Origin of the sequence: Micromonospora sp. NPDC047548 (genome assembly GCF_040642975.1) — a bacterium.
Classification (GTDB): Bacteria; Actinomycetota; Actinomycetes; order Mycobacteriales; family Micromonosporaceae; genus Micromonospora.
In genome coordinates, this window is the sequence record NZ_JBEYTI010000003.1 from 1 (window position 1) to 15,487 (window position 15,487).

General features: G+C 70.9%; 13 protein-coding genes. 5 read left to right on the top strand and 8 right to left on the bottom strand.

The window, feature by feature from the left end; translation table 11 throughout:
- Positions 1 to 331: 331 nt before the first annotated feature.
- Genes ABZ807_RS03470 through ABZ807_RS03485 form a run of 4 tightly spaced genes read right to left on the bottom strand, consistent with a single transcriptional unit; the run spans position 332 to position 5,973 of the window.
- Positions 332 to 757 carry a hypothetical protein gene (locus tag ABZ807_RS03470; RefSeq protein WP_357152264.1) on the bottom strand — a complete coding sequence of 142 codons (426 nt, stop codon included), beginning with the start codon at positions 755 to 757 and terminating at the stop codon, positions 332 to 334.
- Position 758: 1 nt separating this feature from the next.
- Entirely contained in the window at positions 759 to 5,192 is a 4,434-nt protein-coding gene (locus tag ABZ807_RS03475) for a toxin glutamine deamidase domain-containing protein (protein WP_357152267.1), read from the bottom strand.
- Between the two features lie 18 nt (positions 5,193 to 5,210).
- A complete protein-coding gene (locus ABZ807_RS03480; RefSeq protein WP_357152269.1) occupies positions 5,211 to 5,555 on the bottom strand; it encodes a hypothetical protein in 345 nt (114 codons plus the stop codon).
- On the bottom strand, positions 5,548 to 5,973 hold the full coding sequence (locus ABZ807_RS03485; RefSeq protein ID WP_357152271.1) for a YbaB/EbfC family nucleoid-associated protein: 426 nt from the start codon (positions 5,971 to 5,973) through the stop codon (positions 5,548 to 5,550). The genes ABZ807_RS03480 and ABZ807_RS03485 overlap by 8 nt, the downstream gene beginning before the upstream one ends.
- A gap of 81 nt (positions 5,974 to 6,054) precedes the next feature.
- On the opposite strand from ABZ807_RS03485, the gene ABZ807_RS03490 reads away from it, so the two are divergent.
- Positions 6,055 to 7,287, top strand: a complete 1,233-nt coding sequence (locus tag ABZ807_RS03490; RefSeq protein ID WP_357152274.1) for an SUKH-3 domain-containing protein — start codon at positions 6,055 to 6,057, stop codon at positions 7,285 to 7,287.
- 45 nt (positions 7,288 to 7,332) lie between these two features.
- Here ABZ807_RS03490 and ABZ807_RS03495 read toward each other — a convergent pair whose 3' ends face one another.
- Positions 7,333 to 8,772: an aldehyde dehydrogenase family protein gene (locus tag ABZ807_RS03495; RefSeq protein WP_357152277.1), complete on the bottom strand. Its 1,440-nt coding sequence runs from the start codon at positions 8,770 to 8,772 to the stop codon at positions 7,333 to 7,335.
- Positions 8,773 to 8,914: 142 nt separating this feature from the next.
- Between ABZ807_RS03495 and ABZ807_RS03500 the strand changes: the two genes are divergently transcribed.
- Positions 8,915 to 10,351, top strand: a complete 1,437-nt coding sequence (locus ABZ807_RS03500) for a gamma-aminobutyraldehyde dehydrogenase (protein ID WP_357152280.1) — start codon at positions 8,915 to 8,917, stop codon at positions 10,349 to 10,351.
- Positions 10,352 to 10,354: 3 nt separating this feature from the next.
- On the top strand, positions 10,355 to 11,626 hold the full coding sequence (gene gabT, locus ABZ807_RS03505; protein ID WP_357152283.1) for a 4-aminobutyrate--2-oxoglutarate transaminase: 1,272 nt from the start codon (positions 10,355 to 10,357) through the stop codon (positions 11,624 to 11,626).
- Positions 11,627 to 11,781: 155 nt separating this feature from the next.
- Here gabT and ABZ807_RS03510 read toward each other — a convergent pair whose 3' ends face one another.
- Both ABZ807_RS03510 and ABZ807_RS03515 read right to left on the bottom strand, forming a co-directional pair.
- A complete protein-coding gene (locus ABZ807_RS03510; protein ID WP_357152286.1) occupies positions 11,782 to 12,000 on the bottom strand; it encodes a hypothetical protein in 219 nt (72 codons plus the stop codon).
- 221 nt (positions 12,001 to 12,221) lie between these two features.
- The gene (locus ABZ807_RS03515) at positions 12,222 to 13,424 is read right to left on the bottom strand and encodes an erythromycin esterase family protein (RefSeq protein ID WP_357152289.1); all 1,203 of its coding nucleotides are present in this window, start codon (positions 13,422 to 13,424) and stop codon (positions 12,222 to 12,224) included.
- 79 nt (positions 13,425 to 13,503) lie between these two features.
- Here ABZ807_RS03515 and ABZ807_RS03520 point away from each other — a divergent pair, with 79 nt between their 5' ends.
- Positions 13,504 to 14,211, top strand: coding sequence for a TioE family transcriptional regulator (locus ABZ807_RS03520; protein ID WP_357152292.1), 708 nt, complete (start codon positions 13,504 to 13,506; stop codon positions 14,209 to 14,211).
- Positions 14,212 to 14,343: 132 nt separating this feature from the next.
- Here the strand turns inward: ABZ807_RS03520 and ABZ807_RS03525 are convergent, their stop codons facing one another.
- Complete coding sequence (locus ABZ807_RS03525; protein WP_357152295.1) at positions 14,344 to 14,976, bottom strand: TetR/AcrR family transcriptional regulator; 633 nt, start codon at positions 14,974 to 14,976, stop codon at positions 14,344 to 14,346.
- Positions 14,977 to 15,087: 111 nt separating this feature from the next.
- On the opposite strand from ABZ807_RS03525, the gene ABZ807_RS03530 reads away from it, so the two are divergent.
- Positions 15,088 to 15,465 carry a DUF4267 domain-containing protein gene (locus ABZ807_RS03530; protein ID WP_357152298.1) on the top strand — a complete coding sequence of 126 codons (378 nt, stop codon included), beginning with the start codon at positions 15,088 to 15,090 and terminating at the stop codon, positions 15,463 to 15,465.
- Positions 15,466 to 15,487: the final 22 nt, after the last annotated feature.

Below are 15,487 nucleotides of genomic sequence, written 5' to 3' on the forward strand. Positions count from 1 at the left end.
TGAGCTAGTCGACACGCCGGGGCGACTACAGCTGAGCCGCCAACGATCACGGGCTGGATGGGAAGCGATTGCGGCACGGGCGGCGCCGCGGGCGAACAGCAGGGCACCAACCAGCGTGTATCAGACCAGACCTGGATGAGATGCCCTCTGGTTCACTCAGGGCAGGGAGCCGATGACTGCCGTTGGTAGGGTCGCCCGTCCATGAACCCGGGGGTGGCGGGCCAGCGGGCCCGACGAGCGGACGTCGAGCAGGCCATCAAGGACTACCGCTACGCCGTGCTCGTGCTGCAAGATTCGGGAGCAGGGTCTCCGAGGCGGCCACTGCCGGGGGTCACCCGGCAAGGCTCGGGTCCGCTCCCTCATCGCCGGCCGCTCGGAGTTGTTCCTCGAACATCCTGAAAGTCTTGCGCCTGATCCCGCTGATCAGAGCAATCTCATGCGCCGCCAGGCGCCGCCCTTCGGCTCCGGCGGCCTCCTCGATCGCCTGCACCGTCTCATAGAGAGCGAAGATGGGCCCTGTGCCGCCCAGATACCGAGCGCGCTGACTCTCCGTCCGTTGCACGAATTGGTCGACGGTCAGGGTACTGATCTCGCCACCGCGGGCGAACAGAATCTCGTCAACTATGTCAACCTCCAGCTCCCAGCCACCCGTGTCGATCGACAGTCGCCATGCCGCCAGTCCCCCCTCAGGCGTGGGCACGATCTTGACCGGCGATTTGTAATAGCTGAAGTATGCGGGCAGGGTCAGCCCCGGCATATCACTCAATCCCTTGCCCCCGGTCCACAGTCTCCCGCAGCGCCACCCAGAAGTACTGACGCTCTTGCCGAATGATGCCCTTGCGAAGCGCGTGCTCCATCGAAGACATGCTACGCCTGTCTTGATCAGCTACCGCCTTCAAGTCTCGCCTTACCTCGTAAAGTGCGTGTTCCCACGTCGCAACCTCGTCCAGTGCAGCAAGATGCAATCGGAACTCGGCCACGTGCCCGTTTGCCGTGCGTAGCATCATCTGCACGTCGCGGTATCCGCTGGCTTGCGGGCTGATGAACCGGTCTTCGAACTCCACGATCCTCACCCCGGGTTCTAACTGCAGCTCACCCAAAGCCTGGTAGACGTCGTCGAGTCGGGTGAATACGACCTTGGCAGCCGCCAGATCCGTCAGCAGGGAGACATCGAACCGATACTTGCTGACCTTGTCCTCAGCGCGCTGCCTGTCCTTTGGACCTGGACGCGGCTCTGCTGTCGCGCTTCCACCCGCGCGACTTGCAAGGCGTTCGGCAAGAGCTGCCACCTCGTCCTGCGCGACCACTGCCTCTTGATACAACCAATCGAGGTATTGCTTACGGTACGAGGGGTCAGACCTCCGACTGAGATCGAACCCTGGCTGGACAGCCAAGTCGTCGTTGCCGGTGAAGGAATTGCTGATGCGGCGCTGCTCGTCCGTCAACGGCGTGGCTTCCGCCGAAGCGGTCTCGGCGGCGATCACCTCGGCGCTTCGCGCGGCAATGTCGTCGAGGACTGATCCCAGGACGTCGATTGCCTGCTGATGAGTAGCGAGGTGGTGCAGCGTCAGCGGACGCGCCGTCAGCGAATTCGCGAGCTCCGGCGTGGCCAGGATCATCCGTACCAGGTCGGGTCGCTGCGTCAGCTGTCTGACCAGCGTCTCGGCGAGCATCGGCTCGCCGTACGGCGGCGTCCGCCACGTCTCGTCGAGCATGCGATCGACTCGCGGATCGGCGAGTAAGCGCGCCACGTCCCGGGCCGCCGCGTCATCGAGGTGCGGGGCGAACCGCCGGAGTGTCGGACCATCAAGCTGGGCGGCCAACTCCGCAGGGGTGACACCCGCTCCGAACACCGCGTCAAGGTCGGCGTTCGCTGCGACAACCTCACGAGCTGCCAGGCCGGCCGCCTGACGCTCCCTGTACGCCAGTTGACGTGCTCGCCGCAGTTCTTCCTGCTCGTCGAGCGGCGCGTTCGCCTCGCGCGGCAGGTCGGGTCCGGCAGTCGTCCCGCCGTCCGTCGCTGGTCCGCTGCCCGAGGAAGCGGCGCCCGGACCGTCGAGCAGGTGGAGGCGGTTGAGGTACGGGTCGCCGTGCCCGGCCTCCTCGTCCGGAGTCGACGGGTAGTCGGGCAGGTCGGGGAGGACGCTGAACTGTCCCCGAGCCAGCCCACCCAACGGCATCGGCCGGCCGTCCCCGCCGAGCACCAGGGCATCGATGCTGACGACGTTGTCCGGATCGGCGACGCCCTGGTGGCGGTAGAGGGGCTGGTCGTGGACAGCGCCGCTCTGCGGGTCGAGGTAGAGGATGGTGCCGTTCTGATTGAGGGCCACCCAGGCGTGTGAGCCCCCGTTCTCCCACTCGGTGATCAGGAAGGCGTAGCTGCCGTGGCCGCCGATCTTCAGCTGGATATGCAGGTTGTTGAAGCCACGGTCGACCGCGTCGGGTAGCAAGGTCGGGTTCCGCGTGCCCTGTTCCAGACGCGGCACGAGCTTCTGGAAACGCCCGCCGGTCACCTCCTCCACCCGCTGCGGGCCGTCCCCCTCCCCGAGGATCGGGCGCCGGATGTCGCCCGCGGTGTAGCCGTCGAAGGTACGCGGCGCGGAGACCCGCGGCCGGCCGTGCACCCAGGTCTCGTATAGCGACAGGGTGCAGTCGAGACAGTTGATGCCACGAGTGGGATCGGCCTGCGGCCCGCCGTCATTGGCGAGCCCGAACCACCCGCCCTGCCGGGGATCGGCGGTACGCACCACGCTGCCGTCGGGGTTGCGGGGCATCTGCCGTTCGAGGTCGGTCTGGTGCAGCGCCAGCGGCGGGCGCAGCCCACCCCACTGGCCGTAGCGGCGGGAACGGTCGATCGAAGGCGGATCGTCGTCGGCGCCGGTCAGGGCCGAGCGGTCGCTGGTCTCGACCGCGCCGAGGGCCAGGTCGGCGACGTCGTCGTTGATCCGCTGGAAGTCGACCGCGTTGTCGATGAGGACCTCGTCCGGTACGACACGTCCGGCGAGGACCACCTCGGCATGATCGCTCAACTCGTACGAGTCCCGTTCGGCTACCTCACTCGCCTTGAACATGTGCTCGGCGCGCAAGGTCAGCCCGGCTTGGGCAAACTCACGGGCCTGCCTCTTGAGCCAGCGCGCACGGTCAAGGTAGCCGCTCGCCGAACGACGCAGGCGAGCGGTGAAGTCCTCACGTCGCCGGTCCTCGTACCAGGCTCGCTGCGACTCGAAGTAGCCCTGGTAGCGGCGTCGCTCGAGGGCTTCCCGTTCGGCCGCCCACTTTGCGGCGTACCACTCGGGGGTCCTCGGGCGGGGCGGCTCGTTGGCCGGCGACGGCGACGGCGACGGCGGTAAAGGTCGCCCCTCGGAAACGGGTGAGGTCGCTGGCCCCGGGGCGAGTGCCTCCAGCCGCGGGAAGCGGTTCGACCTCGCGGTGGTGTCGCCGCCCCACTCCGGCGTTCCGGCCCCCTGCTGATTCGGCGGTTCCGCACCTGTCACCGGGGATGGCCGCTGCACCGGCGGCGGGGTGACGGCCCGGGCGGTGGCGTGTGCGGCGGACATGGGCGGATGACCCGATACCGGCGCGCTCCCGTTGGTTGGAGGGACGACGGCCGCCATGTTGCCGACCGCCACGGCGCCGGACGCCGTCAGGTTGGCTGTTGTCGTGGCGGTGGAAGCCGTCACGGATGCGGTGGTCACGGTGGCGGGAGCCGTCAGGTGGGCAGCCGCCGTAGCTTGAGCTGTCGATTGACCGACAGTGGTCGGCACATCAGCCGGCTGGGGCGACAGCGCCGGCGGGCGCTCGGTAGGGGCGACCGACGAGAGCGTGGGACTGCTCGACGTTAGCCCGGATTCCGCCTGGGCCGACACCATGGACTGGCCGTCAGACGGCAGGCTCGGACCTGCCACCGAGCCCGTGTCCACGGTCGAAACGGACGCACCGCCGCTGACCGCCACGGTTTCCCGGTCAAGCTGCGGTGCGAGCGGGGAGATATCCGTGAGCGGGGCGCCAAGGCCTGTCCCCGCGTCCGTCCCGAGAGACCCAGCCAGCACCGTCGGCGCCGCCCCGCCCGCGTCGGCATGTGATCCGACCGGCGGCCCGGGAAGATCGCCGCCCGCCGCCACCGCCGGTGGCGGCGGCGGGACAGGCAGGTCCATGGGCGCGAGCGGCACGGCAAGCGAACTCAACTGTCCGTCGATGCGGGCACGCACCGCCGCGTCGACCTGGCCGGTCGCCGAACCGGTGGCACCTGAGACGGCCGCCCGCGCCGTGTCCTCCACCGACATGACGCCCTGGCCGGTGGCCAGGCCCGCCGCGCCCTCGGCGAGGGTCTCGCCGGTCATCTCCCGGCCGAAGTGTTCGGCGATCCGCGCGCCGCGACCATGGACATGCCGGCCGAGCCCCGCCAGCGGCGCCACCGCGCCGCCAGCGAGTCCACCGACCGCCGACGCGCCAAGATCGGCCATGTCCAGGCCCTGACGACGCCCGGTGGAGTTCTGGTACGCCTGCGTGGCGAGGCTGATCCCGGACTCCTCCGCCGCCTCCTCCAGCCCGCCCTTGACGGCGCGCTTGCCCAGCCCACGCATGCCGCCCTGGGCCACCTCCTTGGCGGCCCGCTCGCCGGCCTCCTTGAGGCCCCGCTTGAGCTCCTTCTTCGCCAGTTGGGCCAGCAGCCGCTTGAAGATCTGCTGGACCACCAGCCGGCTGGCGGTGGTCGCCGCCCCCACGGCGGGTGAGGCGGCGCCAGCGGTCACCACGCTCGCCACGGCGATCGCCAGCAGCTCGACGACGAGGATGCCCAGTTCGATCCAGACCTCGAGCTTGGCGCCCTCGATGTCGCAGCCGCACTCCTCGACCAGCCGGCCGAGGTCGCCGCTGACCGCGAGCAGGACGGGCAGGGGAGCCTCGTCGCCCTCGGCCAGCCGCCGCCAGGCGGTGTCGAACGCCTCGGCCACCAGGCCGATGCCGCCGTACCCGCTCCGCACCTCGGTCGCGGCGGCGATCCCGTCATCCTGCGGCCCGGCGAGCGCCGCGGCGACGGCGTACCACTGGTCGGCGAGGTCCCAAACTGCGCGCTCGTCCCCCTCGGGCCACTCCACCCCGACCACCCAGTCGAGCGCTTCGTAGGCCCAGCCCGGCAGATCCCAGGGGCTGTAGTCGAGCGGGTGCGGGATCGGGCTCGGCAGCAGGCTCACGGCTCGGTCCTCCGCAAGTCAGCGGCGGTAGTCGTGCTGGCCGGACACCCCGTCGAGTCGCCGGCCGCTCGCGGTGTCGGTCTCCACCGTGGCCTCGACGGAGGCCACGACATCGGCACCGAGCCCCGCCAGCGCCCGACCGACGCCGTCCCAGGCGCGCAGCAGCGTCTCCTCGTAGCCGCGGTAGCTCTTCTCGAACGCAGCGCCGATGTCGTCGCGGCCCCAGGGGCGCTGCGCGCTCGCCGCCGCAATACGACCCCCGACCTGCTCACGCCGGGTGCCGACTGCCTCGCCGGCGAGGTGGAGGTCGGTGCCGCCGCGCCGGGCCCGGTCCGGGTCGAGCCAGAGCTGCCCCTCAGCCACGCCGCTCCCCTTCGCCCTGGAGCATCGCATCGGCCCGGCCGAGCAACGCGCCGAAGTCACCGCTGCGGAGGAAGTCCACCGAGCCCGACCCCGCCGGCAGGTAACCGGCGACCAGATCCTGGGTGGCGGCGACGGCGGCAGCGGTGGCCCGGTGCACCGTCGCCGTGATCTTCCGGCTCAAGTCCTTCGCGTCCCGGTCGTGGAAGACAGCGGGACTGAGTTCGACCGCGATCAGCTCCCCACGGGCGCCCACGGTGGCGGTCACCTGGCCGTCGTCGGAGCGTTCCGTGACCCGCAACTCGGCCAGCCTGGTCTGCAACTCGTCCAAACCGGACCGAAGTCGCTGGTACTGCCCGTACACCTCGTCGAACCGGGCCCGGAGCGCCCGATTGGCGTCCCGCTCAACACTTTCGGCCAACGCCACCCTCCCCCGGTCACGTTCGGTCAGGCGAACCATACCGGGCGCGACGAAGTCGTGGGGGTCCGGTAGTTTCACCCCGTGATCGATCGCCACCAGGCCGAGCAGCTCGCCACGGTGTGGGCCCGCCGCGACTCACAGCGCCTCGGCTACGAGTGCCGCCCGAGGGTGGACGAGTTCGACCTCGGGTACGTCATCAGGTCGATGGTGGCCCCCGAGGTGAGCACCGTGCCGGGCGACCTCCCGACCACGGTCGTCGACAAGGAGACCGGCGAGGTCTCGACCTGGCCACGCGTGCCGGCCACCGCGGTCGAGCAGATGTACCGCCGCAGTCGCCCCTCCGGCACGCCAGCGCCCCGCACGGTCGACCCCGCGAGCCAACTGCTCCGCGAGATCCGGCGGTTGCCGACCCCCGCCACGGTCGCCCACCTGACCGTCGAGGGGCGCACGTACATCGGTAACGGCGCCAAGGGCGACGTCGAGCTGCACCACCACCCGCTGGTCCGGGCGTACCTGGACGAGCTGCCGCCCGGCCACCTGGTCCGCGGTGGCGACCGGCACGCGGAGCTGATCGTCGTCTCCGACGTCCTCCACGAGTACGACCACCGCCGCGTCGCCAACGGTCAGGCCCCGCTGAGCACCGGCGAGGCGAAGGCGCTGCTCGCGAACAGCCGACTCCAGATCTTCCAGGTACGGGAGCCCGGTGATCCCAATGGCGGTGAGGTGCGGGATCTCTGCGAATCATGCACTAAGGCCCTCGTGGACCTCGGTGCGCTGCCATGGGGCGAACTGGGCGCCATCACCGAGCCGCCGGCGATCACCCGCCCGGTACCGGTCGCCGATCGGTTTCCGCCCGAGATCGCCCAGGCTCTGGCGGACGCGGGCTGGGACCAGGACCCGCTCAACTGGGCAATGGCGCAGGGCGCCATCGCCGAAACCTGCGAGGTGACGGGTCGTACTCATCGCCATGAGTCCTTTCCCGCCGCGGAGCGCGTCTTCCTGGACTTCCCGGCGATCGTGACCTTCCGGCGCCGGCCCGGCGCTGACGTGTGGATCCGCCAGTTCGACACCAATCCGACATGGGCGGCGCACACCGCTGACACGCTCGCCGACTTCGGCGCTGTCATCCGTACGAGGCTTTTCCCGGTCGGTTCGGAGCGGCAGGACAGCATCCTCGCGGTGGACGAGCGGGGCCGGATCTTCGCCCTCGACCAGGCCGGCGAGTGGTTCCTCGGCGACGACATCGACGCCGCGCTCACCACGCTGCTGCTCGGCCTGGCCCCGGCCCGGGTCCGCGACGACGGCACCTGGTGACCGGCGGCGATATGCCCGAGTGACCGCGGCCTCGGCACCGACCGGCTACAGCGGCATGCCGGTCAGCACCATGACCCGCGGCTCGGTGTAGTCCTCCATCGCGCTGCGCAGCCCCTCACGCCCGACCCCACTGCCCTTCACCCCGCCGTAGGGCATCTGGTCGGCCCGGTACGACGGCACGTCCCCGACGATCACCCCGCCGACCTCCAACACCCGCGAGGCAGCGAAGGCCACGTCCAGGCGGTGCGTGAAGACCCCAGCCTGCAATCCGTACGCCGAATCGTTGACGGCGGCGAACGCGGCCTGGTCACTCTCGACCTTCGCGACCACCAGCACCGGCCCGAAGACCTCCTCGGTGCAGACCTTCGCGGTTGACGGCACGCCGGTGAGCACGGTCGGCGGGTAGGTGGCGCCCTCACGCCGGCCCCCCACCTCGATGGTGGCCCCGGCCGCGACCGCCTCGTCCACCCACGCCTCGACCCGGCGGGCCGCGTCCTCAGAAACCAGCGGCCCCACGTCCGTCAAGTCGGAGGCAGGGTCCCCGGTCCGCAACTCCTCGACCGAGGCGACCAGCCGGGGCAGGAAGCCGTCGTAGAGCCACTCGTGCACGAAGACCCGCTGCACGGCGATGCACGACTGCCCGGCCTGGTAGTTGGAGAACGTGGCGATCCGGTGCGCGGCGAAGGTCAGGTCCTCATCGGCGGCCCAGTCCTCGCAGATCACCGCCGCCGCGTTGCCGCCCAGCTCCAGCGTCACGTGCTTCTCCGGCGCGGAACGGCGGATCGCCGCGCCCACCGGCCCGGAGCCGGTGAACGACACCACCGGCAGCCGCGGGTCGGACACCAGCTCGGCGGCCCGCTCGTTGGGCAGCGTCAGCACCGAGAACATGCCCGCCGGCAGCTGTGTCTCGGCCAGGATCTCCCCGAGCAGGAGCGCCGACAGCGGCGTCGCCGGGGCCGGCTTCACGATGATCGGCGCGCCCACCGCGATCGCCGGGGCGACCTTGTGCGCCACCAGGTTCAGCGGGAAGTTGAACGGGGCGATGCCCAGCACGGGGCCACGAGGCACCCGCCGCACCAGGGCGATCCGCCCCGTCGCCGCCGGGTCGGTGTCCAGGCGCTGCAACTCGCCGGAGAACCGCCGCGCCTCCTCCGCCGCCCAACGGAACGTCGACACCGCGCGCCCCACCTCGGCCCGCGCCCACTTGACCGGCTTGCCGTTCTCGGCGGTGATCAGTGCCGCGACCTCGTCGGCCCGCTCCGCCAGCCGGCGGGAGACGTGGTCCAGGGCCGCCGCCCGCACGTGCGCGGGCAGGGCCGCGGCCTCCGCCGCCACGCCGGCCGCCGCCGCGACAGCGGCCTCGACCTGGTCGGCCGTGGCGAGCGTGGTACGCCCCACCGTCCGGCCGTCGTACGGGTGGGTGACGGTCAGCTCGCCCTCGCCGTGGACGGGGCGACCGGCGACAAAGAAGGCTCTCGGCTCCACGTCGGCAGCGTAGACGACGACCGTCCGCACGGAAACAGTCGCCGCAGGCCTTGTCTGCCGCGAATTCGGTAGCCAAGATGGCAGCAAGATTGCGATTACCTCCGCGACCAGACTCCCGGCCACCCCTCGGAGAGACATCCTCATGAGCGACCAGCAGCAGCTGCGCAACTTCGTCAACGGCCAGTACGTCGATCCGGTGGACGGCGGGTACGCCGACCTGATCGACCCGTGCACCGGTGAGGTCTTCGCCCAGGCCCCCGTGTCCGGCACGGCGGACGTGGACGCGGCGATGAAGGCCGCCGCCACCGCCTTCGAGAGCTGGCGGGACACCACCCCCGGCGAACGGCAGAAGGCGATGCTCAAGCTCGCCGACGCCGTCGAGGCCCGCGCGGCCGAGCTGGTCGACGCCGAGGTGCGCAACACCGGCAAGCCGCGCCAGCTCACCGCCGACGAGGAGCTGCCGCCGGCGGTGGACCAGTTCCGCTTCTTCGCCGGCGCCGCGCGCCTCCTGGAAGGCCGCTCCGCCGGCGAATACCTGGCCGGGCACACCTCGTACGTGCGGCGCGAGCCGATCGGCGTCTGCGCGCAGGTGACGCCCTGGAACTACCCGCTGATGATGGCGGTCTGGAAGATCGCCCCGGCCCTGGCGGCCGGCAACACGGTGGTGCTCAAGCCGTCCGACACCACGCCGGTGTCGACGCTGCTGCTGGCCGAGATCGCGTCGGAGTTCTTCCCGCCGGGCGTGTTCAACGTGGTCTGCGGCGACCGGGACACCGGTCGTACCCTCGTCTCGCACCCCACCCCGCAGCTGGTGTCGATCACCGGCTCGACCCGGGCGGGCATGGAGGTCGCCTCCGCCGCCGCGCCGGACCTCAAGCGCACCCACCTGGAGCTGGGCGGCAAGGCCCCGGTGGTGCTCTTCGACGACGCTGACATCGCCGCGGCGGCCGAGGCGATCGCGGTCGGCGGCTACTTCAACGCCGGTCAGGACTGCACCGCCGCCACCCGGGTGCTCGCCGGCCCCGGCGTGTACGACGACTTCGTGGCCGCCCTGGCCGAGCAGGCCCGCAACACGAAGACCGGCGCGCCGGACGACGCGGACGTGCTCTACGGCCCGCTGAACAACGCCAACCAGCTCGCCCGGGTACGCGGCTTCGTCGACCGGCTGCCCGACCACGCGAACGTGGAGACCGGCGGCTCACAGCTCGGCGAGCGCGGCTACTTCTACGCCCCGACCGTCGTCTCCGGCGTACGGCAGGCCGACGAGATCATCCAGGACGAGGTGTTCGGGCCGGTCATCACCGTGCAGCGTTTCTCCGACGAGGACGAGGCGGTGCGCTGGGCCAACGGCGTCGACTACGGCCTGTCCGCTTCCGTCTGGACGAAGGACCACGGGCGGGCGATGCGGATGACCCGACGCCTCGACTTCGGCTGCGTCTGGGTGAACACCCACATCCCGTTCGTCTCCGAGATGCCGCACGGCGGCTTCAAGCACTCCGGGCACGGCAAGGACCTGTCGGTCTACAGCCTGGAGGACTACACCCGGATCAAGCACGTCATGCACAACATCGAGGGCTGACCATTGGCATCATCCGAAGAGCTGCACAAGCGACGCGGCGCGGCCGTGGCCCGGGGCGTCGGCAGCACCATCTCGTCGTACGTCGACCACGCCGGCGGCGGCACCATCACCGACGTCGAGGGCCGGCAGTGGATCGACTTCGCCGCCGGCATCGCCGTCGCCAACGTGGGCAACTCCGCCCCGAGGGTGGTCGAGGCGGTGAAGGCGCAGGTCGAGCGCTTCACCCACACCTGCTTCATGGTCGCCCCGTACGAGTCGTACGTGGCGGTCTGCGAGCAGCTCAACGCGATCACCCCGGGCGAGCACGAGAAGCGCTCGGCGCTGTTCAACTCCGGCGCCGAGGCGGTGGAGAACGCCGTGAAGATCGCCCGGCACGCGACCGGGCGGCCGGCGGTGGTGGTCTTCGACCACGCGTACCACGGTCGGACCAACCTGACCATGGCGTTGACCGCGAAGAACATGCCGTACAAGCACCGGTTCGGGCCGTTCGCCGGGGAGATCTACCGGGTGCCGATGTCGTACCCGCTGCGCGACGGGGGCCTGTCCGGCGCCGAGGCGGCGGCGCGGGCCATCGAGATGGTGGAGAAGCAGGTCGGCGCGGAGAACGTGGCCGCGCTGCTGATCGAGCCGATCCAGGGCGAGGGCGGTTTCGTCGTACCCGCGCCGGGGTTCCTGCCGGCGCTGCGCGAGTGGGCGACGGCGGCCGGGGTGGTCTTCGTCGCCGACGAGATCCAGACCGGCTTCTGCCGGACGGGGCAGTGGTTCGCCTGCGAGCACGAGCAGGTCGTGCCGGACCTGATCACCCTGGCCAAGGGCATCGCCGGTGGGCTGCCGCTGGCCGCGGTGACCGGCCGGGCGGAGCTGATGGACGCGGTGCACGTGGGCGGCCTGGGCGGCACGTACGGCGGTAACCCGATCGCCTGCGCGGCGGCGCTGGCCAGCATCGAGACCATGCGGAAGCTGGACCTGACCGGCGCAGCGCAGCGCATCGGGACGACGATGGCCGCGCGACTGCGCACCCTCGCCGAGCGTGACCCGCGCGTCGCCGAGGTACGCGGCCGGGGCGCGATGCTCGCGGTCGAGCTGGTGCAGCCGGGCACCCTCGTCCCGGACCCGGCCGCTGCGGCGGCGATCTCGGCGGCCTGCCACGCCGCCGGTCTGCTCACCCTGACCTGCGGCACGTACGGCAACGTGCTGCGCTTCCTGCCGCCGCTGGTCATCTCCGACGAGGAGCTGGCCCGGGGTCTGGACATCCTGGACGCCGCCTTCGGCTGACCGCCGGGGCCGGCCTCACTCTCGGGGAACGCCACGGGTACCCCCGCACCCGTGGCGTTCCCTGGCACCCATGGTGTTCCCTCGGCGGGGCAACTCGACCGTGTTACGTCGCGGCCGGTGCCCGCCCTCGGCGCTGGATGAAGGCGGGTCAGAAGTCAGATGTCGTTGTGCCAGCCGCGGTTGATCTCGCCCGCCGGACGCGGCTCGCCCCGGGCGACCACCCGCCAGAAGCGGTCCGGCTCGGCGTGGTCGCGCAGCGACACCTCGGCGCCGACGCGTACCCGGCGGTCGTCGCGCACCCAGGCCACCAGGTGACGGTCGCCGCTGACCAACTGGAGCTGCACCATCATCCGTTCCCTCGTCCCGACCATCACGACCGCCCCTTCTCCACTCACGACGCCGCGCCCCGCCGGCGACGACCGAGGCACCAGGATGAGGGACGTCGATCGGCGCCGGCAACTGGAATCCTTGCTGATGAGGTGGGTACTACCCGGCGCCGGGCTGGGCCGGGCTCGCCGTGCTCGGTGCGTACCCGTCGGTCGTGCTGTGGTTCGCGCTGCGCAAGCAGACCGCGGAGACCGACTGGCGCCGGCGGTCAGACCTTGCGGAGGAAGGCGACGCCTTCGGCCTCCGCGAGGTGCGCCGGTTCGAGCGGGAAGTAGCCCGCGGCCGGCGGGAACCCGGCGCGGGGCGAGGAGTGACCGGCGACGGCGGCCAGCCGCGGGCCGTCCAGGAGGTAGCGCTCGTGCGGCAGGCCGGCGAGCAGCCCCTCCACGGTGTCCGGCGCCGGCACGCCGATCTCCTTGTCCGGCGCGGCTCCCAACGCGGTCGCGATGAAGGCGTAGGCGTCACCGAGCCGCGTGGCGGCGATCGCGCCGGCGCTCCACCACGCCAGGATCGGCCCGGCCTGCTCCCACCGGCTCAGCTGGCGCTGCAGGTGCGCGCTGGCGGCGAACACGAGCGTCGGACCCCGGTCCCGTTCACGCTCCACGATGGACAACAGGCTCTCCGCCATCATCGCGTCCCGCATCCACATCAGCCGGTTTACCCGCCCGGGCGTGTCCTGCGCCATCGCGGCGTGGTAGCGCAGCAGCCCGGCTGCCGCGCGCAGGTGCAGGTCCGCGCGCCACCAGGCGTCGGCCGAGGTCGCGGCGATCAACCGCGGCGCGTCGGCCACCAGCACCGCCCGCAGGTCGTCGGCGAGCACGCGCAGCCGCGTCACCTCGGGCGCCGAACCCACGCTCCGCGCCGGGTCCATCGCCGCGGCCGGGTCCACCCACCGCGCGTCGTCGCCGCACAACTCCTCGATCTCGCCGCGCGCGCCGAGCATCAGGTCCGCGTCCACTCGGCCCGCCATGAAGTCGTACGCGTAGAGCATCGCACCGCGCGGGCTGGGCGCGTACATCGTCTCCATCGGCGCGTCGAACCCGTAGAAGCGCACGTCCCCGCCGCAGTCGCGCAGCCACTCGACCAGGTCGCGGTTGGCGGCGTACGCCCCGAAGCCGTGGCTGAAGCCGCGGGTGAGCACGTCGTCGAGTTCCCCGTCGCCGGTGTGGACGTAGTCGTCCACGAGCAGCCCGGCGAGGCAGTCGCTCTCGATCGCGATCGAGCGGTACCCCGCGTCTTCGACCAGGTATCGGAGGATCTCGTTGCGGAGCTGCGGAAAGGCCTGCCCGCCGTGGGTCGGTTCGCCGAGACCGAGCAGCCGGGGCGGGTTCGGCAGTCCGTCAAGGAAGTCCCGCAGGCCGTCACGGGTCAGTGGGCGGCCGGCGTCTTCGAGCTTGCTGCGATTCGTCATGATTCGACCATATCGTTGAACCTTCGGTTGAAACTTCGACCGCGGTTTACGCGGTTACGGGGCGAGTAAGCTTCAAACCGTGAGTTCAGCCCAGCTCCGCCCGGTCGACCTCGCGCGCGAACACGGCCTGTCGACCCAGGCTGTCCGCAACTACGAGGACGCCGGAATCCTGCCCCCCGCCCGGCGCTCGCCGCACGGCTACCGGGCCTACTCGGCCGGGCACGCACAGGCGTTGCGGGCCTTTCTCGCGCTGGTGCCCGGCTTCGGGCACGCCACTGCGACCGCCATCCTGCAGGCGGTGAATGCCGGCGACGTCGACCGGGCGCTGGAGCTGATCGACGCTGGGCACGCCCAGCTGCGGCAGGATCGGCAGACGCTGACCGCCGTCGAGCACGCGCTGCGCGACCTGGCCGACCCCGAACCGGCCACCCGCGCCAGCTTCGTCGGCCCGCTGGCCCGGCGATTGGGCGTACGCCCGGCGACCCTGCGCAAGTGGGAGCGGGCCGGCCTGCTGGAGCCCCGCCGGGACCGCACGACCGGCTACCGGGTGTACTCGGCCGCCGACATCCGCGACGCGCAGCTCGCCCATCAACTGCGCCGTGGCGGCTATCCCCTACCCCGGATCGCGCTCCTGCTCGACCAGGTACGCACGGCCGGTGGCGTCGAACCCCTCGAAGCCACCCTCGCTGACTGGCGGGGGCGGCTGACCCGGCGTGGCTGCGCGATGCTGGCCGGAGCGGCGCAGCTGCACGCCTATCTGATGGCCGGCTCCGCGGTCGACGGATAGCTCAACCCCTGACGCAGGGTCGCCAATCAGGGCGCCAGCGGTGTGGTCGCCGTGGGTGAGTTGGGTCCATGCCCAGGTGCTGGCGAGGCGGCGTTTGCCGTCGCCCCAATGGGTGTCTGGCACGAGGCGGTTCTAGTGGCTCGGCTCAGATCCTTGGCCTTTCAACTGCCCTCGCAGCGCGGCCGGTCCACTTGGTGTGCCAGCGATCTGGGTGACGAGGAAGTCGAGCCGCTCCGTTTGGCCGTTCGGGGGGATGCGGCCGCTCTCCGTCAGAGCGGCTATGCCGTGCAACGCGCTCCAGGTGACTTCGGCGAACAGTTCGCGTCGCTGATTGTCCGAGCGGAAGCAGCTCACGAACTCGTCGAAAGCGGCGCGCAGTGGGGGCGGCGTCTCGGCGTGCGCAAACTTCACATCGGTCGGCAGGATGAACATGGCCTGGTAGAGGGCGGGCCGTTCGGTCGCGAACTCCAGGTAGGCGCGGCAGACGGCGTGCAGTGCCTGGGGCGGTTCGGGGGTGGCCAGCCGGACACGGCGCAGGCGGGCCGCGAGTTCACCGAAGCCTTCGATGGCAACGGCGCGCATGATGGCGTCCTTCCCGCTGAAGTGGCTATAGAGCACGGGCTGGCTGTACTCGACGCGCTCGGCCAGCCTTCGCGTTGTCACTGCCTCCCACCCTTCGGCCTCGGCCAGTTCGCGGGCGGCCGTGATGATCAGCTGATGGCGTTGGGCGCGTTCGCGTTCGCGACGTTCGGTGATGGCGGACATGGCGACATCATAGCAACGCTAGACATCCTGTCGGGGGTAGGTTTATGATCGCTACGACAACTAGCGCCGCTAGGAACATCGGGGGCGCTGCTACCGAAGGGGAAGCAACCCATGCTCAGCAACGTCGCCACTGTGCTCGCCGGACTGATCGGCGCGGGCATCATCTTCATGGGTGCCCGCGCCTTCTGGGCGCCGCAGGCCGCGGTCGGCTTCGGCATCCCCGACACACCGACCGAGGACCGCAACTTTCAGGCATGGCTGTCCGTCAAGGCCGTGCGTGACATAGCCTCAGGGCTCTTCATCTTCATCCTGCTGGCCGGCGGGACAACCCACCTGCTGGGCTGGTTCATGCTGGCCGCCACCGTCATTCCCGTCGGCGACGCGCTGATCGTGAAGCGCAGCGGTGGGCCCAAGGCGGCCGTCTACGGCATCCACGGCGCTACTGCAGTGGTGATGCTGGCGATCAGCGTGCTCCTGCTCATCGCGTAACCACTCGTCAAGCCGCCACGGC

Excerpts from the sequence above, each read along its gene's own strand:
- ABZ807_RS03470 (WP_357152264.1), bottom strand. The coding sequence starts at position 757 with ATGCCGGGGCTGACCCTGCCCGCATACTTCAGCTATTACAAATCGCCG.
- ABZ807_RS03500 (WP_357152280.1), top strand. The coding sequence starts at position 8,915 with ATGAGCGACCAGCAGCAGCTGCGCAACTTCGTCAACGGCCAGTACGTC.
- ABZ807_RS03515 (WP_357152289.1), bottom strand. The coding sequence starts at position 13,424 with ATGACGAATCGCAGCAAGCTCGAAGACGCCGGCCGCCCACTGACCCGT.
- ABZ807_RS03530 (WP_357152298.1), top strand. The coding sequence starts at position 15,088 with ATGCTCAGCAACGTCGCCACTGTGCTCGCCGGACTGATCGGCGCGGGC.
- ABZ807_RS03525 (WP_357152295.1), bottom strand. The coding sequence starts at position 14,976 with ATGTCCGCCATCACCGAACGTCGCGAACGCGAACGCGCCCAACGCCAT.